Annotated in this window: 20 protein-coding genes; 7 read left to right on the plus strand and 13 right to left on the minus strand. The window is 54.4% G+C overall.

The features are described 5' to 3' along the window. Positions 1–4 precede the first annotated feature (4 nt). On the plus strand, positions 5–1,435 hold the full coding sequence (locus tag J1784_RS13405) for an amidohydrolase family protein (RefSeq protein WP_217149631.1): 1,431 nt from the start codon (positions 5–7) through the stop codon (positions 1,433–1,435). 99 nt (positions 1,436–1,534) lie between these two features. On the opposite strand, the gene J1784_RS13410 is transcribed toward J1784_RS13405, so the two are convergent. Further along, positions 1,535–2,077 carry a single-stranded DNA-binding protein gene (locus J1784_RS13410; RefSeq protein WP_217149632.1) on the minus strand — a complete coding sequence of 181 codons (543 nt, stop codon included), beginning with the start codon at positions 2,075–2,077 and terminating at the stop codon, positions 1,535–1,537. Between the two features lie 325 nt (positions 2,078–2,402). Between J1784_RS13410 and uvrA the strand changes: the two genes are divergently transcribed. Further along, positions 2,403–5,258 (plus strand): excinuclease ABC subunit UvrA, encoded by a 2,856-nt coding sequence (gene uvrA / locus J1784_RS13415; protein ID WP_217149633.1) that lies wholly within the window; start codon positions 2,403–2,405, stop codon positions 5,256–5,258. Positions 5,259–5,319: 61 nt separating this feature from the next. On the opposite strand, the gene J1784_RS13420 is transcribed toward uvrA, so the two are convergent. Then, positions 5,320–6,501: an esterase gene (locus tag J1784_RS13420; RefSeq protein ID WP_217149683.1), complete on the minus strand. Its 1,182-nt coding sequence runs from the start codon at positions 6,499–6,501 to the stop codon at positions 5,320–5,322. 115 nt (positions 6,502–6,616) lie between these two features. Continuing rightward, positions 6,617–7,534, minus strand: coding sequence for a LysR family transcriptional regulator (locus tag J1784_RS13425; RefSeq protein WP_217149634.1), 918 nt, complete (start codon positions 7,532–7,534; stop codon positions 6,617–6,619). Positions 7,535–7,634: 100 nt separating this feature from the next. On the opposite strand from J1784_RS13425, the gene J1784_RS13430 reads away from it, so the two are divergent. Beyond that, complete coding sequence (locus tag J1784_RS13430) at positions 7,635–8,255, plus strand: glutathione S-transferase family protein (RefSeq protein WP_217149635.1); 621 nt, start codon at positions 7,635–7,637, stop codon at positions 8,253–8,255. A 5-nt stretch (positions 8,256–8,260) separates the two neighbouring features. Continuing rightward, a complete protein-coding gene (locus tag J1784_RS13435) occupies positions 8,261–9,181 on the plus strand; it encodes a pyridoxamine 5'-phosphate oxidase family protein (protein ID WP_217149636.1) in 921 nt (306 codons plus the stop codon). On the opposite strand, the gene J1784_RS13440 is transcribed toward J1784_RS13435, so the two are convergent. The 3 genes from J1784_RS13440 to J1784_RS13450 all read right to left on the minus strand — a co-directional run bounded on the left by J1784_RS13440 (position 9,163) and on the right by J1784_RS13450 (position 11,947). After that, complete coding sequence (locus J1784_RS13440; protein WP_217149637.1) at positions 9,163–9,516, minus strand: MmcQ/YjbR family DNA-binding protein; 354 nt, start codon at positions 9,514–9,516, stop codon at positions 9,163–9,165. The two genes, J1784_RS13435 and J1784_RS13440, sit on opposite strands and share 19 nt — an antisense overlap. A gap of 176 nt (positions 9,517–9,692) precedes the next feature. After that, positions 9,693–10,886: an amino acid aminotransferase gene (locus J1784_RS13445; RefSeq protein ID WP_217149638.1), complete on the minus strand. Its 1,194-nt coding sequence runs from the start codon at positions 10,884–10,886 to the stop codon at positions 9,693–9,695. A 116-nt stretch (positions 10,887–11,002) separates the two neighbouring features. Continuing rightward, entirely contained in the window at positions 11,003–11,947 is a 945-nt protein-coding gene (locus J1784_RS13450) for a LysR family transcriptional regulator (protein WP_217149639.1), read from the minus strand. A gap of 127 nt (positions 11,948–12,074) precedes the next feature. Between J1784_RS13450 and J1784_RS13455 the strand changes: the two genes are divergently transcribed. Then, entirely contained in the window at positions 12,075–12,824 is a 750-nt protein-coding gene (locus tag J1784_RS13455; protein WP_217149640.1) for a 3-oxoacyl-ACP reductase family protein, read from the plus strand. A 68-nt stretch (positions 12,825–12,892) separates the two neighbouring features. On the opposite strand, the gene J1784_RS13460 is transcribed toward J1784_RS13455, so the two are convergent. Continuing rightward, complete coding sequence (locus J1784_RS13460; protein ID WP_217149641.1) at positions 12,893–13,525, minus strand: YitT family protein; 633 nt, start codon at positions 13,523–13,525, stop codon at positions 12,893–12,895. Between the two features lie 245 nt (positions 13,526–13,770). Then, positions 13,771–14,235, minus strand: coding sequence for an Lrp/AsnC family transcriptional regulator (locus J1784_RS13465; RefSeq protein ID WP_217149642.1), 465 nt, complete (start codon positions 14,233–14,235; stop codon positions 13,771–13,773). Positions 14,236–14,358: 123 nt separating this feature from the next. Between J1784_RS13465 and J1784_RS13470 the strand changes: the two genes are divergently transcribed. Beyond that, positions 14,359–15,138, plus strand: a complete 780-nt coding sequence (locus J1784_RS13470; protein WP_217149643.1) for a transporter substrate-binding domain-containing protein — start codon at positions 14,359–14,361, stop codon at positions 15,136–15,138. 3 nt (positions 15,139–15,141) lie between these two features. Here J1784_RS13470 and alr read toward each other — a convergent pair whose 3' ends face one another. Then, positions 15,142–16,221 (minus strand): alanine racemase, encoded by a 1,080-nt coding sequence (gene alr, locus J1784_RS13475; protein WP_217149644.1) that lies wholly within the window; start codon positions 16,219–16,221, stop codon positions 15,142–15,144. A 172-nt stretch (positions 16,222–16,393) separates the two neighbouring features. Beyond that, the gene (dnaB, locus tag J1784_RS13480) at positions 16,394–17,800 is read right to left on the minus strand and encodes a replicative DNA helicase (RefSeq protein WP_013577363.1); all 1,407 of its coding nucleotides are present in this window, start codon (positions 17,798–17,800) and stop codon (positions 16,394–16,396) included. 182 nt (positions 17,801–17,982) lie between these two features. Between dnaB and J1784_RS13485 the strand changes: the two genes are divergently transcribed. Further along, a complete protein-coding gene (locus tag J1784_RS13485; protein ID WP_217149645.1) occupies positions 17,983–18,966 on the plus strand; it encodes a quinone oxidoreductase in 984 nt (327 codons plus the stop codon). A gap of 378 nt (positions 18,967–19,344) precedes the next feature. Here J1784_RS13485 and pspG read toward each other — a convergent pair whose 3' ends face one another. From pspG to J1784_RS13500, 3 genes are all read right to left on the minus strand, one after another. Next, entirely contained in the window at positions 19,345–19,581 is a 237-nt protein-coding gene (gene pspG / locus J1784_RS13490; protein WP_217149646.1) for an envelope stress response protein PspG, read from the minus strand. A 192-nt stretch (positions 19,582–19,773) separates the two neighbouring features. Beyond that, complete coding sequence (dusA, locus tag J1784_RS13495) at positions 19,774–20,781, minus strand: tRNA dihydrouridine(20/20a) synthase DusA (RefSeq protein ID WP_217149647.1); 1,008 nt, start codon at positions 20,779–20,781, stop codon at positions 19,774–19,776. Between the two features lie 129 nt (positions 20,782–20,910). Next, positions 20,911–22,350, minus strand: coding sequence for a sugar porter family MFS transporter (locus J1784_RS13500; protein WP_217149648.1), 1,440 nt, complete (start codon positions 22,348–22,350; stop codon positions 20,911–20,913). Positions 22,351–22,356: the final 6 nt, after the last annotated feature.

The raw sequence follows: 22,356 nt of genomic DNA on the forward strand, positions 1-22,356 counted from the left end.
CATCATGATTAAGGAATTCGACGTGCAAAATCCTCAGCAACAAAGCCGCAGAAACTTTCTCTCTCATAGCGCCAAAATCACCGCCACCGGCGCGCTGCTCACCGCAGGGATGGCCTCCGGCATCGCATCAGCCGCACCCTTTAAAGCAGGCGCGATGGCCGAAAAATGTGACGATGCCAGTCAGATCAACGCCATTTCTGCGCCGCACTACCAGCTGCGCAATGTCCGGCTGGAAGAGGGTTTTGAGCGCGAAGGCGATATCGTTATTGCCACCCAAACCGGGTTGTACAATCTGGAAATCAACAACGGCAAAATCGTGACGATTCAGCCTGCAAAAGACGCACCGGCGGGCACCTTACCTGCCTTTGATGCGCGGGGATTACTCCTGCTGCCTGCCACGCGTGACATGCATATCCACCTCGACAAGACCTTTTACGGCGGCAAATGGGAAGCACCGCGCCCGCGTAAAGGCAAAACCATCATGGACATGATTGCCCGCGAACAGGTGCTGATCCCGCAACTGTTGCCGACGTCGGTGGAACATGCCGAAGCGATCATTGGTCTTTTGCATTCCAAAGGTACCACCATGGCGCGCAGCCACTGCAATATCGACCCTGTCAGCGGCCTGAAAAGCCTTGAGCATCTGAAAATCGCGCTGGAAAAACATCAGCAGGATTTCAGCTGTGAAATTGTGGCATTCCCGCAACACGGTTTACTGCATTCGAAAGTCGACGGTCTGATGCGCGAAGCGATGCAAATGGGCGTGCAGTACGTCGGCGGGCTGGATCCAACCAACGTAGACGGCGCAATGGAAAAATCGCTCGATGCGATGTTCCAGATTGCACTGGATACCCACAAAGGCGTGGATATTCATCTGCATGAAACCACCCCCGCCGGGATTGCCGCGGTCAAATACATGATTCAGACTGTGGAGAAAAACCCGCAGCTGAAAGTCAAAGTGACGCTCAGCCACGGTTTCGCGCTGGCGATGATGCAGGGTGAGGAACTTGAAGAAGTGATCGCCGGACTGTCACAGCAGCAGTTCACCGTCGCCTCCACTATTCCGCTGGGCAAACTGAACATGCCGCTGCCGCAGCTCAGCCAGAATGGGGTTTTCGTGATGACCGGCACCGACAGTGTGATCGACCACTGGTCGCCGTTCGGCACCGGCAGCATGCTGGAAAAAGCCAGCCTCTACGCCCAGCTCTATGGCAATTCCGACGAATTCGGCCTGACACGCTCTCTCGCCATCGCCACCGGCAACATCCTGCCACTCGACGACAGCGGCAAACGCCAGTGGCCTGCAGTGAACGATAACGCCGAGATGATCCTGGTCGATGCCAGCTGCTCCGCCGAAGCGGTCGCGCGGGTGTCAGAGGTGAAAGCGACATTCCATCAGGGCAGATTAGTGTTTGGGGCGGTGGGGAAAGTTTGAAGGATGAGAAATTCCTGAATGCCGGACAGCAAAAAGCCCCTTTCGGGGCTTTTTGTTTTTCTGACGCGATGTCTGACATTGATGCCCGAAGGCAACTTATCAGAACGGGATATCGTCGTCGAAATCCATTGGTGGTTCGTTGTTCTGTGCTGGCGCGTTGTTTTGCGCAGCCGGACGAGCCTGCTGGCCGCCGCTGAACTGGTTGCCGCCTTGTGGCTGCTGAGGCTGACCCCAACCGCCCTGCTGGCCGCCTGCGGATGGCTGACCGCCACCTGCTGGTGCGCCGCCGCCGGTACGACCGCCGAGCATCTGCATGGTGCCGCCCACGTTAACGACGACTTCGGTGGTGTATTTTTCAACGCCAGCCTGATCGGTCCATTTACGGGTTTGCAGTGCACCTTCGATGTAAACCTGAGAACCTTTCTTCAGGTATTCGCCCGCGACTTCCGCTAATTTGCCGAACAACACCACACGGTGCCATTCCGTTTTTTCTTTCTGCTCGCCGGTGGCTTTGTCACGCCAGCTTTCAGAGGTTGCCAGGGTGATGTTGGCAACCGCGCCGCCGTTAGGCATGTAGCGGACTTCCGGGTCTTGTCCCAGATTACCGACGAGAATAACTTTGTTTACGCCTCTGCTGGCCATGTGGATTCTCCTGATGATGTATGTCGTGGTTGAAACCACAGTTTGGGGTGTGAGGAACTCACTTCGCGACATTATAACCACAAAACGATGACTCCGTACCACGGATGTCATGCACTGGGATATTCTTTCCAGATTGTTCAGCAAACATTCCATTGTTACATCGAGTACTGGATATACATTCAGGTTTTGGGGTGGCATGGGCTGTGATTTGTGTCATAATTGCGCGTTACGTTCTTCTCTGTGCCCGATTCGATGGCTGGCGCGAAGCTGTATCTCACGACGGTCACCGGCACGGTGAGCTATCAAGTTAATCCGGGAATGATGAATGGATAAGATCGAAGTTCGGGGCGCACGCACCCATAATCTCAAGAATATCAACCTGATTATCCCGCGCGACAAATTGATTGTTGTCACCGGCTTATCCGGTTCAGGCAAGTCCTCTCTGGCGTTCGATACGCTGTACGCCGAAGGTCAGCGCCGCTACGTCGAGTCGCTGTCTGCCTACGCACGCCAATTTTTATCCTTAATGGAAAAACCGGACGTCGACCATATTGAAGGTCTGTCTCCGGCGATTTCGATTGAGCAAAAATCAACGTCGCACAACCCGCGTTCTACCGTCGGGACGATCACTGAAATCCACGACTACCTGCGTCTGCTGTTTGCCCGCGTGGGCGAGCCGCGCTGCCCGGATCATAATATTCCGCTGTCAGCCCAGACCGTCAGTCAGATGGTGGATAACGTGCTGGCGCAGCCGGAAGGTCAGCGCCTGATGTTGCTGGCGACGATTGTTAAAGATCGCAAAGGCGAGCACACCAAGACGCTGGAAAACCTGGCATCGCAGGGCTATATCCGCGCGCGTATCGACGGCGAAGTGTGTGACCTGTCTGATCCGCCAAAACTGGAATTACAGAAAAAACACACCATTGAAGTGGTGGTTGACCGCTTTAAAGTGCGTGATGATCTGGCGCAGCGTCTGGCGGAATCGTTTGAAACCGCGCTCGAGCTTTCCGGCGGCACCGCGGTAGTCGCCGATATGGATGACCCGAAAGCCGATGAGATGCTGTTTTCCGCCAACTTCGCCTGCCCGGTGTGCGGCTACAGCATGCGCGAGCTTGAGCCGCGTATGTTCTCGTTCAACAACCCGGCCGGTGCCTGTCCGACCTGTGACGGCCTGGGCGTGCAGCAGTTCTTCGACCCTGAACGCGTGGTGCAAAACCCTGAGCTTTCTCTGGCAGGTGGCGCAATTCGTGGCTGGGATCGCCGTAACTTCTATTACTTCCAGATGCTGCGCTCTCTTGGCGAGCATTATGATTTTGACGTGGAAGCGCCGTTTAACGAACTGAGCAGCGATGTGCAACACGCCATTCTGCATGGCTCCGGCAAAACCACGATTGAATTCAAATACATCAACGATCGCGGTGATACCTCTATCCGTCGCCATCCGTTTGAAGGCGTGCTGCACAATATGGAACGTCGTTATAAAGAGACGGAATCCAGCGCGGTACGTGAAGAACTGTCGAAATACATCAGCAACCGTCCGTGTACTTCATGTCGTGGCACCCGCCTGCGTGAGGAAGCGCGCAACGTGTTTGTCGAAGAAACCACACTGCCGGAAATCTCTGATTTCAGCATCGGCCATGCGATGGATTTCTTCCGCAATATGAAACTCAGCGGCCAGCGTGCCAAAATTGCTGAGAAAGTGCTGAAAGAGATTGGCGATCGCCTGAAATTCCTGGTGAACGTCGGCCTGAATTACCTCTCGCTGTCCCGTTCTGCGGAAACGCTGTCCGGCGGCGAAGCCCAGCGTATCCGTCTGGCGAGCCAGATTGGTGCCGGTCTGGTGGGCGTGATGTACGTGCTGGATGAGCCGTCTATCGGCCTGCATCAGCGCGACAATGAGCGTCTGCTGGAAACCCTGATCCATCTGCGCGATCTGGGTAATACCGTGATTGTGGTCGAGCACGACGAAGACGCGATCCGCGCCGCTGACCATATTATTGATATCGGTCCGGGAGCTGGCGTACATGGCGGCGAAGTGGTGGCTGAAGGCACCGCGGAAGACATCATGGCGACGGAAAACTCACTGACCGGCCAGTTCCTGAGCGGTAAACGTGAAATTTCTGTACCGGCGCAGCGTGTTCCTGCAGATGCGGCCAAAGTGCTGAAACTTTCCGGCGCGAAAGGCAACAACCTGAAAGACGTGACGCTGACGCTACCGGTAGGCCTGTTTACCTGCATCACCGGTGTGTCCGGTTCGGGTAAGTCGACGCTGATCAACGATACACTGTTCCCGCTTGCACAACGGGAGCTGAACGGCGCGACGATTGCCGAAGCGGCTCCGTATCGCGAAATCGAAGGTCTGGGACATTTCGATAAAGTCATCGATATCGATCAGAGCCCGATTGGCCGTACGCCGCGTTCTAACCCGGCGACTTACACCGGCATTTTCACACCGGTGCGCGAGCTGTTTGCCGGTGTACCGGAATCGCGTTCACGCGGTTATACGCCGGGACGTTTCAGTTTCAACGTCAAAGGCGGACGCTGCGAAGCCTGTCAGGGCGACGGCGTGATCAAAGTCGAAATGCACTTCCTGCCGGATATTTATGTGCCGTGCGACCAGTGCAAAGGCAAACGCTATAACCGCGAAACGCTGGAAATTAAATACAAAGGCAAGAGCATCCACGAAGTGCTGGAAATGACCATTGAAGAAGCACGTGGTTTCTTCGATGCCGTTCCTGCCCTTGCGCGTAAATTGCAGACGCTGATCGACGTCGGTCTGACCTACATCAGCCTCGGCCAGTCGGCGACCACGCTGTCCGGCGGTGAAGCGCAGCGCGTGAAACTGGCGCGTGAGCTGTCCAAACGCGGTACTGGTCAGACGCTGTATATTCTCGACGAACCGACTACCGGCCTGCACTTTGCCGATATTCAGCAACTGCTGGAAGTACTGCATCAGTTACGCGATCAGGGTAATACCATCGTGGTGATTGAACACAACCTGGATGTGATTAAAACCGCAGACTGGATTGTCGACCTCGGGCCGGAAGGCGGCGCGGGCGGGGGACAGATTCTTGTCGCCGGTACACCGGAAACCGTCGCGGAGTGCAAAGAATCGCACACCGCCCGCTTCCTGAAACCGTTGCTGGAACGCCACCGCCAGCAGGCGAAGAAAAGCGCTTAACGTAAAAGAGCTCCTCCCCTTCGCAGGGGAGGAGCTAACCCTTCTGCATTGCGGTTCAAACTTACTTAAAGATCTTCTGCACAAACTCCGCGTAGGCCGGACGCCAGACGTCCATTTCGTGGCCGAGATTCGGGTATTCGTGGTAATCGAATTTAATCTTTTTCTCTTCCAGCTCAGATTTCAGTCCGGCGATATCTTTGCCCGTCACCACATCTTTTTCTCCCACAACTAACGTGAAGTTTTTCAGCTGCGCGTTGATTTTATCCGGTTCAGCGAAGCGTTTTTGGACGTCGGCATTCGGGACTGTCGTGGTGGTAACACCGCTTAACGTCGCCAGCCAGCCGAACTGGTCGAGATGCGTCATGCCGCTGACCAGAGTCTGATAGCCGCCTTGTGAAAGTCCGGCCAGTGCGCGCCCGGCGGCGTCATCGCGTACGCGGAAGGTTTTAGAAATCAGCGGGATAATGTCGCCGGTCAGCTCTTTATCTGCCGCCGCAGCATTGCGCGGATAGAAGTCTTTGCGGCGATCTTTGGTGACGTAATCTTCCGGCACAACGCCTTTGGCGTCGGTTTCGGTATCAGGAATAACCACTAACATGGGTGCGATTTTTTTCTCCGCCAGCAGGTTATCCATGATTTGCGGGATACGCCCCTGATCCAGCGCCGAGCGGCCGGTATCGCCAAAGCCGTGATAGAAATAAAGCACCGGCAGCGGCTGTGACGCGTCGGTATAATCCGGCGGCGTCCACACCGCGACCTGACGCTCTGAATTCAGCGCGGCGGAATGGTACGTCAGCGTGCGGACTTCACCGTGCGGCACGTTTTTCACATCCAGAATACTGCCCGGTACCAGGATCAGGCTGGTATTCACCTGACGCTGCGGCTTCGGCATCGCGCTGCCCGGATCGGCAATGCGCAAACCATCAACGTTGAAGAAATATTCATAAAGATTCGGTTTCTGCGCCTCCGACGTCCAGCTCCAGACGCCTTTATCATCCTTCTTCATCTGATGCGGAATGTACGTCACCGGCGTCGCACCGGTCACCACGTCAACGTGTTCCGCAGTCGGCGCATACAGCCGGTAAGTAATGGTTAAATCAGGATTTACCGCCGTGATGTAGTTTTTCGCAGGCACCGAGGCATCCGTATCCTGCGGCAAACTCTGCGCGGAGACGGTCAGGGAGACTGGCGCACTGAGCGCCAGTATCAAAAGCGTGGCAAGATTCAGCCGGTTACGGGTCATCATCCTTTCCTTCTGGGTTGGCGTGAGCAAACGGACAACCTGTCCTGAAGTAACTCACTGTTTTTGCACAACTCTCAGAGTAGGTTATTTTTACCGCAAGCGGACGTGATCTGCGTCACTGTTCAGAGGATGCGCTCAGGGCGTGAAGCTGCGGTAGCGCGCTCAGTTGCTGATAAGCGAAATCCCAGAATGTCCTGACCTTTCGTGGCATCTGCTGCACCTGCTGCGCCACCAGCTGTACCGGTAACGGCAGAGGCTCAAAATTCGCCAGAAGCCGCACCATACTGCCCGCCTGCAAATCGTCACTCACCTGATAAGACAACAGGCGCGCAATCCCCTGCCCGCTGCGCACCGCCAGCAGCTGCGATTCGACGTCGTTGGAAAGCAAACGTGGCGTAAGCCGGACACGCAAATCATCCTCATGCGGCCCGAAACGCCATTCGCGGATTTGCGTGCGCAGCGTGCCCATCACCGTCTGATGCGCGGCCAGTTCAGCCGGATGCTGCGGCACGCCGTATTGCGCCAGATACGCCGGACTGGCGACCAGTACGCGGGTCACCTCCGCCACCTTGCGGGCCACTTTGCCCGAATCTTCCTGATGCCCGATGCGTACTGCCAGATCTAACCCTTCGTCGATCAGATCCAGATTCCGGTCATTGAGCACCATTTCGATTTGCATATCCGGATGCTGCGCCAGAAATTCCATCACCAGCGGCGCGACGTGTTTACGGCCAAACTGCACCGGCGCAGTAATACGTAACAGGCCGCTGAGCTGAGTTTCTGCGGTATCTTCGACGGCATTCTGATACTGACTGAGCAACGTCCGCGCCTTTTCTGCCAGCCGGGCGCCTGCTTCGGTCGGTGCCAGGCTGCGCGTGGTGCGCTCTACCAGCCTCGCGCCGAAGCGGTGTTCCAGCGAGGCAATGGCGCGGGTGATCGCGGGCGGCGACCGGTGAAGTTTACGGGCGGCTTCCGCCAGGCTGCCATACTGAAGTACAGCGACAAAAATCGCCATTTCATCCAAACGATCCATAGATTCTTCCGCATAGTGAAACACTCAATTTCAATCTTCGTGGATCACAATCGTTTAGTGCAAGAGTAATGTTGTTCTCAGACACTTAAAGGAGACGCCCATGCCCGCCATTCAACTTTACAGCACGCCGCTTTCCGGCCACTGTCACCGCGTGACCTTGCTGCTGAATATGCTAAATCTGCCGTTTGAAGCTACGGAAGCCGGTGCCGACGTGCGCCAGACAGAAGAATTTGCGCAGCTCAATCCGCTGCGCCAGATCCCCGTTCTTATCGACGGTGAACACGTGCTCACCGACAGCAACGCGATTTTGGTGTATCTGGTAAAGCGCTATGCGCCCGACAGCCACTGGTTGCCGGAAGATCCGCTGAAGGCCGCCGAGGTGCAAAAATGGTTATCCCGTGCCGCCGGGGAAGTGCGTTTCGGTCCGGCGTCTGCGCGTATGGTCAAACAGTTTTCTGCGCCGGAAGCCTATGAAAGCGCCCTGAAGATTTCAGCAAGATTCTTGCCGCAACTGGACAATCATCTGGAAAACCGTGAGTTTCTGGCGACGGAGCGCGCGACGATTGCCGATCTGGCCTGTTACAGCTATGTGGCGACCGCACCGGAAGGCGGCGTTGCTCTGACCGGTTATCCGGCCATTCAGCGCTGGCTTGTGCGGATTGAAAGTCTGCCCGGCTTTACGCCGCTTCCGCCGTTACCTTTGCCTGAAATTGTGGGGTAAACACGATGAATAACCCTTTCCATGCAGACGAAATCCTGGCTCAGGACATGGCAGGGTTTGACGTCGAAGCACACGGTATCCGTGAAGCGATGCCGGAACAGCATCGGCTGTTTTTCGCCGCGCTGCCCTATTTGTTTATCTCAACGCTGGACGAAAACGGCTGGCCGGTGGCAACGCTCCTGACCGGGCCTGCCGGTTTTATCCGCACGCCGGATGACACACATTTGCGGGTGAACGCGCCGAGACGGGCGGACGATCCGGCGCTGGCCGCTTTACAGCCGGGAAAACAGATCGGCGGACTGGGGATCGACTTTTCCAACCGGCGACGTAATCGCGTGAACGGCAAGATCGGACGCATTGATAAAAACCGGATCGAGATCGTTGTCGATCAGAGTTTTGGTAATTGTCCGCAGTATATTCAGATCCGCAAACTGACGGAAATGCCGGTCAGTTCACCGCTGCCTCCACGGGAAGATATGACGGAGCCGGATGCCGACGCCCGTGCGCTGATTGCGCGCTCTGACACGTTTTTCATCGCCAGTCACGCGCATGGCGGTGCGGATGTGTCGCATCGCGGCGGTCAGCCGGGATTTGCCCATCTGGTTGGAAACCGGCTGTGGGTGCCGGATTTTCGCGGCAACAGATACATGAATACGTTGGGAAATTTACTGGCAGAACCGCGTGCAGCGCTGCTGTTTATGGATTTCGATAACGGCGATATTTTACATCTTCAGGGACATACGCAGATCCACTGGCAGCCGGAAGCGTTTCCCGGTCCGGCAGGCGCGGAACGTTACTGGAGTCTGGATATCACCCGCGTGTGGCGTTTTCGCGCTGCGTTGCCGTGGCGTGCAGCACCGGCGGAGTTCTCACCTGCGACACTGAAAACCGGTCAATGGTCGGGCGATCAGTTGCCAATTTCCTGACGCAGATGCTCTTCTAAACCGGAGACGACCGTCTGATAAGAACTGTCGATCAGGGAATAAAATTGAGAATCCGGCAAGGTGCCATCGAGAACTACGGTATTCCAGTGCGCCTTGTTGAGATTCTTACCCGGAAGAATGCAGGTGTGTTCAGCGCGTAACTTGCCGGCCATGCCGGTGCTGGTTTTCAGCGATACCGCTTCATGTCCCTGGCAATCGCAGAACATGGCGAACATTACGCCGCCCACTTTTATCTGATTGGCACCGAGCTGATTTTGGGTACTTTGTTCTGCTCCGGGTTTTCCCATGCAGTAGTCGAGCAATTCCGAACTGGTCATTTTGGCCTCTCTCCTTGTCTGATGTTGACGACTCCGCGAACCGGAATCGTCTATTTAGTGTGCAGCAACATCGCAAAAAAGAAAGGTAGAAGATCGCAAATACAAAAAAGGCCGACATTTCTGTCGACCTTAGTGAGCGCAACCCACGCAGCAGCAGCCCGAATTATGACGAGGATTTACTGCACGGCGGCGAAGGCTTCAGCTACCTGTTTAACATTATGGTGATTCAGGCCAGCCATGCACACGCGACCACTGAGGATCAGGTATACGCCGAATTCTTCACGCAGACGAACCACCTGCGCTTCGCTGAAACAGGTATAGCTGAACATCCCGCGCTGTTGCAGCAGGTAGTCAAAATTACGGCCCGGCAAAGCGGTTTTCAGGCTGTCGACCAGCGTGTGGCGCATTTCGAGAATACGGGTACGCATTTTCTCGACTTCCGCTTTCCACTGCGCGTTCAGGGCGCTGTCGCTCAGTACTTTCGCCACCACTTTCGCCCCGAAATTCGGCGGGCTGGAGTAGTTACGGCGCACAGTCGCTTTCAGCTGACCCAGCACGCGGCCTGCGGCTTCGCTGTCTTCACAGACCACGGACAATCCGCCGACGCGTTCACCATACAGAGAGAAAATTTTCGAGAAGGAGTTGCTGACGAAGCAGTTCACGCCCGCTGCGGCCATTGCACGGATGGCGTAAGCATCGTCATCAATGCCTGCGCCAAAACCCTGATAAGCGATGTCGAGGAACGGGATCAGCTCGCGCTGTTTGGTGACTTCAATCACCTGGTCCCACTGCGCTGGCGTCAGGTCAGAACCCGTCGGGTTGTGACAGCACGGGTGCAGCAGCACGATACTTTGCGCCGGTAAAGTTTTCAGGCGTTCGATCATCGCGGTGAAATTCACACCCAGCGTTTCTGCGTCAAAGTACGGATAGGTATGCACTTTGAAACCTGCGCCGCCAAAGATAGCCACGTGGTTTTCCCAGGTCGGGTCACTCACGTAAACTTCTGAATCCGGGAAATAAAACTTCAGGAAATCCGCACCCACTTTCAGCGCGCCGGAACCGCCGACGGTCTGAATCGTTGCGATACGCTGTTGTTTCAGCGCCGGATGCTCGGCACCAAACAGCAGTTCCTGAATGCCCGCACGGTATGCTGGCAGGCCTTCCATTGGCAGATACACTGACGCGGCCTGTGGCCCGGCGTTCAGCTGGTTTTCTGCATTTTCCACCGCAGCCAGTTGCGGAATAATACCCTGCTCGTCGTAATAAAGACCGATGCTCAGGTTTACCTTATCTTGTCTCGGATCGGTCTTGAAGCTTTCCATCAGCGACAAAATCGGGTCACCGGCATAGGCATCGACATGTTGGAACACGGTATACATCTCCTTGGTTTGGTTGAGTAGCGCGGCGATAAGCTCCCCGTAGCCAGGTGCTTCGCGACTGTTTCACAGACTATCAAAGTTCGTTAAAAAAGATGACAACTATGTTGTCATTTGTCGGGCATTTTTTGTGCGGTGATCCGCGCATCAATACGCCGGGCGATGCGGTGCTCACGGAATTTCTCAATAATAAAATCGACGAATACCCGCGTCTTGGCCGGAAGCAGTTTATGTGTCGGAAAATAAAGGAAAACAGCCCCCGCCTCTGCATACCATTCAGGAAGTACGCGCACCAGTTTCCCGCTCTCCAGCGCAGGGAGAAGATCCGGCATGTTAGCCATCACCATTCCCAGCCCCATTTCAGCCGCACGGCAACAGGCTTCGGGTTCATTAAACGTCATGCGTACGGGTAAATTCACCGGCGCCTCCTGCCCCGAAGCATTACGCAGCATATAGTTGCGTATGCGTCCGGTTTGCGGCGAACGGATGCGGATGCCTGCGCTTCGCGCCAGATCTTCCGGCTCGAGAAACGGCGGGTGCTGGCTCAGATAAGCCGGTGACGCCGCCAGCACGGCATGTACCGGTGCCAGTTCGCGTGCCACAATCCCCTGCGGTAAATCGAATCCACCGCCGATGGCGGCATCAAAACGCTCACCGATCAGATCTATTTTGCGGTTATCGAATTCCCAGTCAGGCTCAATATCCGGATAACGGGTCAGAAATTCGACCAGCAATGGCAGGATAAAATGCATGCCAAAAAAAGTGCCCATACTGACTTTCAGCGTGCCGGAAGGACGTTCCGTTGAGGTGGAAAGTCCCTGCATCGCCATTTTTACCGCCGTCAGCCCGCCACGCACTTCCTGAAGAAATCGCTCACCGGCTTCCGTCAGCATCAGCTTACGTGTACTACGCTGAAACAGGCGCACGCCAAGTTGTGTTTCCAGCGTCGTCACATTTTTCCCTACCGCCGCCGAGGTCAGTCCGAGTTGTCGCGCAGCCGCTGAAAAGCTGCCGTTATCCGCGCTGATGACAAAGCAATCAAGATGAACAAGCATCCGTTTACTCCGATTTCAAACTGTTAGTTTGAAATGATTATAGCGTTTACCGGCTAGTTCACCGGACGGATCAGGTGAATACTCGGTTAACCAACCCGATTAACTTCATCATCCGGAGCAACAGAAAATGACCACACAGCACTCACTGCAAGGTAAAGCCGCTTTTGTACAGGGCGGTTCACGCGGCATCGGCGCCGCCATCGTTAAACGTCTGGCCAGTGAAGGTGCCAGCGTGGCCTTCACTTACGTCTCATCTGAAGACAAAGCACAGGCACTGGTAAAAAGTATCGAAGCCGGTGGCGGTAAAGCACTGGCGATTAAAGCCGACAGCGCCGATGAAAACAGCGTTCGCACCGCTATCGACAGCGCGGCAAAAACCTTCGGCAAAATCGATATTCTGGTGAATAACGCCGGTGTACTGGCCTTCGGCGAAATTGATGCACTGACAATAGATGATTTTGACCGGTCCATTGCCATCAACGTGCGCAGCGTGTTTGTCGCCAGCCAACAGGCAGCGCGTCACATGCCTGACGGCGGACGCATCATCACCATCGGCAGCGTCAACGCCGACCGCATGCCCTTCCAGGGTGGCGCGGTGTATGCCATGAGTAAATCCGCTATCGTCGGCCTCACCAAAGGTCTGGCCCGCGATTTAGGTCCGCGCGGTATTACCGTGAATAACGTGCAACCCGGCCCGGTGGATACGGATATGAATCCGGCAGACGGCGAAATGGCCGACGGTATGCGTTCTTACATGGCGCTCAACCGCTATGGTAAAGACAGTGAAATCGCCAGCTTTGTGGCCTATCTTTCCGGCCCTGAAGCGGGTTACATCACCGGTGCGAACCTGACAATTGACGGCGGCTTCGGCGCATAATTTATACTGGTGTACAGTCAAAAATGGCGCAGGGTTCATATCCCTGCGCCATTTTTTTATCTGTATATTCAGACGCTGTAGCGCCCCGGACGGTGATTCATCGCGATAATCAGGTTGACGATCACCGCGCCCAGCACCGAGGCAATCAGCATTTCGTAACTCACCACAAACAACGACGCCAGCACGATGCAGCAATCCACGCCCATCTGCAGTTTACCGGCGCGGATACCGTATTTATCTTGCAGGTACAGCGCCAGAATGTTCACGCCGCCCAGGCTGGCCTTGTGGCGGAACAGCACAATGAAGCCGATGCCCATAATCACATTGGCAAACAACGTGGCGTAGAACGGTTGAAGATGATCGAAATGCACAAACATCGGATGCAGATCGGAGAATACGGAAACCAGCGCGACCGCAGCGAAAGTTTTCAGCGTGAACTGCAAACCCATACGGCGGAAAGAGAGATAATAGAAAGGTAAGTTGATGATAAAAAAGGCAGTACCGAACGAAATCTGCGTCACGTAATGCGCCAGAAAGGCCATCCCCGCTGTGCCGCCAGTCAGCGCGCCGACCTGACGTAACATCACTACGCCAAATGAAACCATCAGCGTACCGATAATGATCGCCAGCGCATCTTCCACCCGCGTATGCCCGATGCGCGGCTGCTCAACCGGCTGTTTGATGTCGTCTACACTTGCCATAATTCCCCGTACCCAAAAATAATAATCCTAAAGTCTGATTTTGAGATAATTAATGAGATGAGGAATTAAGGCAATATTCACGCACGGAATTTGCATTAAAAATCGAAAATAAGATTTTATTACGCGTTAATTATTCTTTACATGCACGGAGTGCGCATATCAATTCAAAATAATGCACCATTAAAGTGAGCTTGCACCAAAATAAATCACCATAACAGTGCGCAAAAAATACAGGGTTATATTTCTCAACTCAGTGTTAATAACCCGTTTTCTTTTAAGCGGTTAAGCACGACCGATGTTTTCACATGGGCCACACTTTTATGCACTGACAGGATTTGGCTGATCAACGTGCTTAAAGCGGCTAAGTCTTTTACGGCGACTTTGAGCAAATAATCCGCATCACCGGTCGTTTTATAAGCATCAATGATAGCAGCCACTTCCCCCAGCATGCTATGGAAAGCCTCGACCTGCGCGGGTAAATGGTTGATCAGCCTGACTTCAATCAGGCCTATCATGCCTAAGCCGAGCGCTTCCGGCGCCAGACGCGCGTGATAACCGAGAATTAACTGAGCCTGCTCCAGACCAATCCGGCGGCGTGAACATTGCGAGGCCGACAGCCCGACCAGTTCGCTTAATTCCTGGTTGGTCAGTCTTCCGTTGGCTTGTAATAAGGTCAGAATTTTCAGGTCATAATCATCAACGCTATACATGGCACCTTTCCTGTCGTTTTAATTTTTATGTTTCGAATTCTTATTGCAAAGACTATACCGGTTAAATACTTATCGGCTGTTTTTTCTTATACTTGCGCTCATTGTTACCGCAAGGAAAAAATAATGAAAAAAGTACTCTACTCTCTCGCATTACTGTCTGCTTTGCCTGCTTTCGCAAAAGCGGATACCACGTCTTCCCATCTTGAGCGCGTATTACAGAAAGGCTCGCTGAATGTCTGCACTACCGGCGACTACAAGCCATATACTTTTTTGAAAAAAAATGGGGAATATGAAGGTATTGATATCGCGATGGCGCAATCGCTGGCAGCAAGTCTGGACGTGAAAGTGAACTGGGTGCCGGTCACCTGGAAATCCCTGCCGGACGAAATGAGCGCCGGTCATTGCGATATCGCGATGGGCGGGATTTCCGTCACGCTGAAGCGCCAGCAAAAAGCCTGGTTCGCAAACGTTCTGGATCAGGACGGGAAAATTCCGCTGGTGCGTTGTGAAAACGTGCGTCAGTACCAGACCGTTGAACAGCTGAACCGGCCATCCGTGCGCCTGATTGAACCGGCGGGCGGCACCAATGAAGCATTCGTCCACAGCCATCTGCCAAAGGGCACACTGACGCTGAGCGATAACGTGACGATCTTCCAGAAACTGGTGGATAAGAAAGCAGACGTGATGATTACGGATGCGTCAGAAGCGCTGTATCAGCAGAAGCATTACCCGAAACTGTGTGCGGTGAACCCGAAAAAGCCGCTGCAATATGGCGAAAAAGCCTACATGCTGCCGCGTGATGACGTGAGCTGGAAGATGTATGTCGACCAGTGGCTGCACCTGAGTAAAGCCACCGGCGAATATCAGAAGATTGTCAGCCAGTGGCTGGCGGTGAAAAAGTAAGGTTTAGTCGCCAGTATAAATGCGGGCAACGCGCTCGCTGAGCTGGGTAATCAGCTCATACGCACTGATACCGGTTGCCTGCGCGATGCGCTCAGCCGGTAATTTTTCGCCCCAGAAAATCACTTCATCCCCGACCTTATCCGACGCCTGCGGCCCTAAATCGACGGTGATCATGTCCATAGAGACGCGCCCCGCAATCGGCACTTCGCGGCCATTGACCAGCACCGGCGTACCATTCGGTGCGCTGCGCGGATAACCGTCGCCATAACCCATCGCGACCACGCCAAGACGAGTATCACTGTCGCTGACCCAGGTACCGCCGTAACCGACAGATTCTCCGGCGAAATGGTCACGCACGGCGATCAGACTGGAGGTCAGCGTCATGGCCGGTTGCAGCCCGAAATCGCTGGCCGTACCGGTTTCCATCGGCGAAACGCCGTACAAAATAATGCCGGGACGAACCAGATTCATATGCGATTCCGGCCAAAGCAAAATCCCGCCAGACGCCGCGATTGATTTCTGCCCCGGCTTGCCGTCGGCAAACGCATTAAAGCTGTCCAGCTGTTTCGGCGTCGCGTCACTTTGCGGCTCATCGGCGCGGCAGAAATGGCTCATCATATTGACCGGCTGAACGACATTTTTGCAGGCGCTCAGGCGCTGATAAAACGCTTCTGCCTGCGCGGGATGAACGCCCAAACGGTGCATTCCGGTGTCGATTTTCAGCCAGACATTCAGCGGACGCGCAAGGTCCGCGCTTTCCAGCGCTTCCAGCTGTTCAATGCTATGGATAGCGGTATCGAGCTGATGGTCAGTCAGTAAAGGTAATTCGCTGGCGGAGAAAAAACCTTCAAGCAGGAGAATGGGTTTTACGATACCGGCTTTGCGCAGTGTCAGCGCCTCACTGAGCCGGGAAACACCGTAATAATCGGCGTCCTGCAGGCTGTGCACCGTCTCTAACAGACCATGCCCATAAGCGTTTGCTTTCACAACTGCAACCAGACGACTTTGAGGTGCCAGATGACGCACCCGTTGCAGATTGTGTCGCAGAGCGCGGCGATCAATGACAGCCGTAGCCGCTTTCATTTTGAGTCCTTTGCATGAAATTGAGAGTGTTAACCTAACCGCTAATGCTTAGGGGCGTCAGCGTCGCGGCCAATTTGGACACGGCCAGCGCGGAAAAACCGGAGCGTACACAAAGTACGTGAGGATTTTGAGCACTGCCCGGGTTCAAAATGGCAAGTAAGCTAGCTCCGCACTAGTCTTCGTCGTATTGCGGGCCGCCATAGTTATCAAACCGCGACCACTGACCATTAAAGGTCAGGCGGACGGTACCGATCGGACCGTTACGTTGTTTACCGAGGATGATTTGCGCGATGCCTTTTTCTTCACTGTTATCGTGATAGACCTCGTCACGATAGATGAACATGATTAAGTCGGCATCCTGCTCGATGGAGCCGGATTCACGTAAGTCGGAGTTGACCGGGCGTTTATCGGCACGTTGCTCCAGGCTTCGGTTCAGCTGAGACAGCGCCACTACCGGCACCTGCAATTCTTTCGCCAGCGCTTTCAGCGAGCGGGAGATTTCGGCGATTTCCAGCGTACGGTTATCGGACAGCGCCGGAACACGCATCAGCTGGAGGTAGTCGATCATGATCAGGCTCAGGCCGCCGTGCTCACGGAAGATGCGTCGCGCGCGCGAACGGACTTCGGTTGGCGTCAGGCCGGACGAGTCATCAATATACATGTTACGTTTTTCGAGCAGAATGCCCATAGTGCTGGAAATTCGCGCCCAGTCCTCATCATCGAGCTGACCGGTACGGATTTTGGTCTGATCAACGCGGGAAAGCGACGCCAGCATACGCATCATGATCTGGTCGCCGGGCATCTCCAGACTAAAGATTAAGACCGGTTTGTCCTGCATCATCGCGGCGTTTTCGGCGAGGTTCATCGCAAAAGTGGTTTTACCCATCGACGGACGTGCCGCCACGATAATCAGGTCAGATTTTTGCAAGCCAGCAGTTTTCTTATCGAGATCCGCATAGCCGGTAGAAACACCGGTTACGCCGTCGTGCGGGCGCTGGAACAATTCTTCGATACGGGAAACGGTGCTTTCCAGAATGCGGTCGATGCTTTTCGGGCCTTCGTCTTTGCTGGCACGGCTTTCGGCAATCTGGAATACACGGGATTCAGCTAAATCCAGCAGGTCTTCGCTGCTGCGCCCCTGCGGATCATACCCCGCATCGGCAATTTCATTGGCGACGGAAATCATTTCACGCACGACGGCGCGTTCACGCACGATGTCGGCATAAGCGCCGATGTTCGCCGCACTTGGAGTGTTTTTCGAGAGTTCTGCCAGATACGCAAAACCGCCGACAGAATCCAGATCGCCTTTCTGTTCCAGAGATTCAGAAAGCGTTATCAGGTCGATCGGTTTGCTCATTTCCAGCAAACGCTGCATTTCGGTGAAAATCAGGCGATGCGGGCGGCTGAAGAAGTCATTGCTGACCACGCGCTCGGCGACGTTATCCCAGCGTTCGTTGTCCAGCATCAGCCCGCCCAGAACGGATTGTTCAGCTTCCAGCGAATGCGGCGGAAGTTTCAATCCTTCCATCTGGCGATCGCGGTTTTCGTTCTGTTGATTGGTCGGTTTTTTTGCTGCCATCTGTGGATTAGTTCCTGCTCTAAGCGCCTGTTTTATGAGCGTCGGGTTTCCAAAATTCGGAGCCAGACTCGCGCGACAGTATAAACCATTTCAAAAGGGTATTAACCCTTAGTGCCGAAAATCTGGATTGTCCCGGACATTTAGCCTAGGGTTGAAATCAGACTCCATCACGAGGGAAAAACATGGCAAAGCGCATCCAGTTTTCTGAAACAGGCACACCCGACGTTCTGCAATACGTTGATTATCAGCCACAAGATCCGCAGGCTGGCGAAGTTCAGGTCGAGAACAAAGCTATCGGTATCAACTATATCGATACTTACGTGCGCAGCGGTCTGTATGCGCCCGCCAGTTTTCCGGCCGGTTTAGGTACTGAAGCAGCGGGAATTGTGACGAAAGTCGGCCACGATGTGACCGGTATTAAACCGGGTGACCGTGTGGTGTACGCACAGTCGGCGCTCGGCGCTTACAGCGAATTCCATAACGTGCCACAGGAAAAAATCGCCCTGCTGCCGGACGCCATCAGTTTTGAACAGGCGGCGGCCTCCTTCCTTAAAGGGCTGACGGTTTACTATTTACTGCGCCAGACTCACGAAGTGCAGGCGGGTGAAACTATTCTTTTCCATGCTGCCGCCGGTGGCGTTGGCCTGATTGCCTGCCAGTGGGCCAAAGCGCTGGGCGTGAAACTGATCGGAACAGTCGGTTCTGATGAAAAAGCTGAACGCGCCAGTCAGGCCGGAGCCTGGGCGACGATTAATTATCAAAAAGAAGATATCGCGACCCGCGTGTCGGACCTGACAAATGGCGAAAAAGTCGGAGTGGTTTACGATTCCGTTGGCAAAGACACCTTCGAGAAATCGCTGAACAGCTTGAAACGCCGCGGGTTACTGGTCAGTTTCGGCAACGCTTCGGGGCCGGTAAAAGGCGTGGATCTGGCGATCCTCAATCAGAAAGGTTCGTTGTTCGTGACGCGCCCGTCCCTGAATGGCTACGTGACGAACCGCGAAGAACTGGCGCAGGCGAGCAGCGAACTGTTTTCACTGATTGCCAGCGGAGCGATAAAAGTGGACGTCAGCGATGCGCAGAAATTCCCGCTCTCAGAAGCCAGACGCGCACATGAAACGCTGGAAAGTCGCGTGACGCAAGGCTCAAGTTTACTGATCCCTTAAATGCAAAAAAGGCTTTCACTGATGTGAAAGCCTTTTTTACTGCCTGACTCAGACGACCTCTGATTTCAGACGGGTACTGCTGTAGGGTACTGCCGGGTAAATCCACAGGGCGATGTCACTTAAGCGACTATTGTATGCCTCAGCGGACTTGATGAATTCGTTTTACAGCCTGCCGGCTGCCAATGAATTCCATCCTAACAGTCACCCATGTTAAAAAATATGATTTATGCACTTTGACCGCACATTCTGACCCAGCTTGTGATCGCTAGCACATAAGCAAAAGTTATCGCTGCAACGGTTACATTTTTGTGCTTAAAAGACCACCGTTAATCATCTGTATTTCATGCAGTTACAGAAATCACTTATCGGCAGCAGAAGTTATGGCAGACGGCGGCGACGATATTTTGGCTGATCCGGTTTAATAAATGCCCGGTAAATCCACACGGCGACCACGGCCAGAATCAACCAAGGCAACATTTTTATAACAATTACCAGAAAGCCCCCCAACATCATCACAGCAAATGCGACGATCAGCGCAGCGACCATGCCCAGCAACGAAATGCCGGTCAGCATCAGCATAAAGAAAAAACCAAGCACGAAGAGAATTTCCAGCATCGGGTGCTCCTTAATAAGCCATGTGCAATAAGACGTGATGTCAGAACACACGTTAGCTATTACAAGAAACGTGCCAGTGTGATGAAATAAATAATTAATTGAATAGTAAAGATTAAATAATTCGCAGGCACGAACGACCTGCGAAAACATAGTAAATTTGACTAACAGATAGTGAGTTTGCTCACCCTGTTTTTACGCCTGCGTGGCCATTTCCTGCTGCTGAGCGACCATCTGCAATGCCTGTTCAACAACATCGATGCCCGCGCCTGCTTTATGTGCGTTTTCACTCAGGTGACGACGGAACTGACGCGCGCCCGGCACGCCCTGGAACAGGCCGAGGATATGGCGGGTAATGTGGCCCAGATAGGTGCCTTTGCTCAGTTCCGCTTCGATATAAGGATACAGCGCGCGGATAATATCCGGCCCGGTTTTCAGCGGTGCGACGGAGCCAAACAGCTCGCGATCCACGTTCAGCAACATACCCGGATTCTGGTAAGCCTCGCGACCGACCATTACGCCATCCATAAATTGCAGATGCGTTTTGGCTTCTTCGAGGGTTTTAATGCCGCCGTTAATCGCCATCGTCAGCTGCGGGAAATCACGCTTAAGCTGATACACACGCGGATAATCGAGCGGCGGAATTTCACGGTTTTCTTTCGGGCTGAGACCGGAAAGCCAGGCTTTGCGCGCATGGATAATGAAGGTATTGCAGCCGCCATTTTCTGAAACCTGACGGATAAAATCGCACAGGAATTCGTAGCTGTCCTGCTCGTCAATGCCGATACGGGTTTTGACCGTGACCGGAATCGAGACCACATCGCGCATGGCTTTGATGCAATCCGCCACCAGAGACGCCTGCCCCATCAGACAGGCACCAAACATGCCGTTCTGCACGCGATCTGACGGACAACCGACGTTGAGGTTAATTTCGTCATAACCCCGCTCTTCTGCCAGTTTCGCGCAATGCGCAAGGTCAGCCGGATTGCTGCCGCCAAGCTGCAATGACACCGGATGCTCTGCGTCGCCAAACCCGAGATAATCCCCTTTGCCGTGAATAATGGCACCGGTGGTCACCATTTCGGTGTACAACAACGTCTGGCCGGTCATCAGCCGGTGAAAATGGCGACAGTGGCGATCGGTCCAGTCAAGCATCGGCGCAACGGAAAAACGCTGGGCGGAAAACGGAGTGGTCTGGGGCATTGCGTGTTGAGTTTCTGACATCGGCCTGACATTCGCTGAAGGGGTTCGTGGCGCTCCCTCCGGCGCAACGCCAGAGGGAAGGTAATCGCTGATTATACCACAGAACAAAGATTCGGCATCTTGCGGGGTTTAGTGGCTTTCGGACATCGCCGCTTTTTCGGCTTTCCGCTCGGCGTCAGTGCGGCTGAGGCGCTGTTCCAGTACTTCGAGCGTCACCCCGCGGGTTTCCGGCACTTTGCACTGGATGAAAATCCAACCCGCCAGACAGATAACAGCGTAGATGAAGAAACTGCCCGCCGCGCCCAAAGCCGCGTTCATCAGCGGGAAGGTGTAGGTCAGCAGGAAACAGGCGATCCACAATGCCAGCGTGCCAACCGCCATCGCGTTACCGCGCACCCGGTTAGGGAAGATTTCTGACAGCAATACCCAGGTCACCGGCGCCAGCGTCATGGCATAAATGGCGATAGCCACCAGCACCAGCAGCAACACCGGTAATCCCGTGACACCAAATGAGTAAGACAGCCCGATCAAAATATAAATGATCGTCAGCCCCGCCGAACCCAGCTGCATCAGGCGACGGCGGCCAATTCTATCCACCAGCGGCAGCGCCAGTAAGGTGAAAATCAGGTTGATGAGGCCGGTGGCGACAATTGATTTGAGGGTGTCGTTGATATCAAATCCCGCCGAGGCAAAAATCTCCTGTGCATAGTTGAATATCACATTGATCCCGCACCATTGCTGGAAAACCGCCAGTACTATCCCCATCAGAATGACCGGCCTGACGCGCGGTTCCCACAACGCAGAGAACGGCACCTTCTGGTTTTCCGAGCCCAGCGAGCGACGAATATCCGCCAGCGTAACGCGGGCATATTCCATAGAACCGATACGTTGCAGGACTTTTTCCGCCTGCGGATACCGGTTAGCTTTCGCCAGCCAGCGCGGGGATTCAGGCACCACGAACATCATGATCAGGAAGATGGCGGCCGGAATAGCTTCGGCACCAAACATATAACGCCAGCCGGTTTGACCATTCCAGCTCTGTAAAATATCTGCCTGTACGGCGGCAGAGGCGACCGGTTCGGCAATCATCAGATTAATAAGCTGCGCAGCCAGCACCCCCAGCACAATTGTCAGCTGATTCACCGCCACAAAGCGTCCGCGCTTTTCTGCCGGACTGATTTCAGCGATATAAACCGGTGCCAGTGCGGATGCCAGGCCAATCCCGACGCCGCCGACAATTCGCCAGAAAACAAAGCTATTAAAGCTGAAGGCCAGCGCCGTTCCGACACCCGATGCGGTGAAAAGCACTGCGGCGATAATCAGAGGAAGGCGGCGTCCGTAACGGTCGGACAGTGATCCCGAACCCGCCGCGCCCAGCACGCAACCCAGCAATGCGGAGCTCATCGCCCAGCCGGACATTGCCGCATCTGTTATCCCGAAATACGCTTCGTAGAAGGGTTTGGCCCCGCCGATTACCACCCAGTCATAGCCAAACAATAAGCCGCCGCAGGCAGCCACCAGGCAAATCATCCACACGTAGGGCATATTCAAAGCTTTTGAGTCAGACATAAGCAT

This window comes from Rahnella ecdela (assembly GCF_019049625.1).
In the GTDB taxonomy this organism is placed as follows: domain Bacteria; phylum Pseudomonadota; class Gammaproteobacteria; order Enterobacterales; family Enterobacteriaceae; genus Rahnella; species Rahnella ecdela.

Bases quoted from the DNA above. Each gene is read 5' to 3' on its own strand.
- J1784_RS13405 (WP_217149631.1), top strand. From the start codon at position 5: ATGATTAAGGAATTCGACGTGCAAAATCCTCAGCAACAAAGCCGCAGA.
- J1784_RS13410 (WP_217149632.1), bottom strand. From the start codon at position 2,077: ATGGCCAGCAGAGGCGTAAACAAAGTTATTCTCGTCGGTAATCTGGGA.
- uvrA (WP_217149633.1), top strand. From the start codon at position 2,403: ATGGATAAGATCGAAGTTCGGGGCGCACGCACCCATAATCTCAAGAAT.
- J1784_RS13420 (WP_217149683.1), bottom strand. From the start codon at position 6,501: ATGACCCGTAACCGGCTGAATCTTGCCACGCTTTTGATACTGGCGCTC.
- J1784_RS13425 (WP_217149634.1), bottom strand. From the start codon at position 7,534: ATGGATCGTTTGGATGAAATGGCGATTTTTGTCGCTGTACTTCAGTAT.
- J1784_RS13430 (WP_217149635.1), top strand. From the start codon at position 7,635: ATGCCCGCCATTCAACTTTACAGCACGCCGCTTTCCGGCCACTGTCAC.
- J1784_RS13435 (WP_217149636.1), top strand. From the start codon at position 8,261: ATGAATAACCCTTTCCATGCAGACGAAATCCTGGCTCAGGACATGGCA.
- J1784_RS13440 (WP_217149637.1), bottom strand. From the start codon at position 9,516: ATGACCAGTTCGGAATTGCTCGACTACTGCATGGGAAAACCCGGAGCA.
- J1784_RS13450 (WP_217149639.1), bottom strand. From the start codon at position 11,947: ATGCTTGTTCATCTTGATTGCTTTGTCATCAGCGCGGATAACGGCAGC.
- J1784_RS13455 (WP_217149640.1), top strand. From the start codon at position 12,075: ATGACCACACAGCACTCACTGCAAGGTAAAGCCGCTTTTGTACAGGGC.
- J1784_RS13460 (WP_217149641.1), bottom strand. From the start codon at position 13,525: ATGGCAAGTGTAGACGACATCAAACAGCCGGTTGAGCAGCCGCGCATC.
- J1784_RS13465 (WP_217149642.1), bottom strand. From the start codon at position 14,235: ATGTATAGCGTTGATGATTATGACCTGAAAATTCTGACCTTATTACAA.
- J1784_RS13470 (WP_217149643.1), top strand. From the start codon at position 14,359: ATGAAAAAAGTACTCTACTCTCTCGCATTACTGTCTGCTTTGCCTGCT.
- alr (WP_217149644.1), bottom strand. From the start codon at position 16,221: ATGAAAGCGGCTACGGCTGTCATTGATCGCCGCGCTCTGCGACACAAT.
- dnaB (WP_013577363.1), bottom strand. From the start codon at position 17,800: ATGGCAGCAAAAAAACCGACCAATCAACAGAACGAAAACCGCGATCGC.
- J1784_RS13485 (WP_217149645.1), top strand. From the start codon at position 17,983: ATGGCAAAGCGCATCCAGTTTTCTGAAACAGGCACACCCGACGTTCTG.
- pspG (WP_217149646.1), bottom strand. From the start codon at position 19,581: ATGCTGGAAATTCTCTTCGTGCTTGGTTTTTTCTTTATGCTGATGCTG.
- dusA (WP_217149647.1), bottom strand. From the start codon at position 20,781: ATGCCCCAGACCACTCCGTTTTCCGCCCAGCGTTTTTCCGTTGCGCCG.
- J1784_RS13500 (WP_217149648.1), bottom strand. From the start codon at position 22,350: ATGTCTGACTCAAAAGCTTTGAATATGCCCTACGTGTGGATGATTTGC.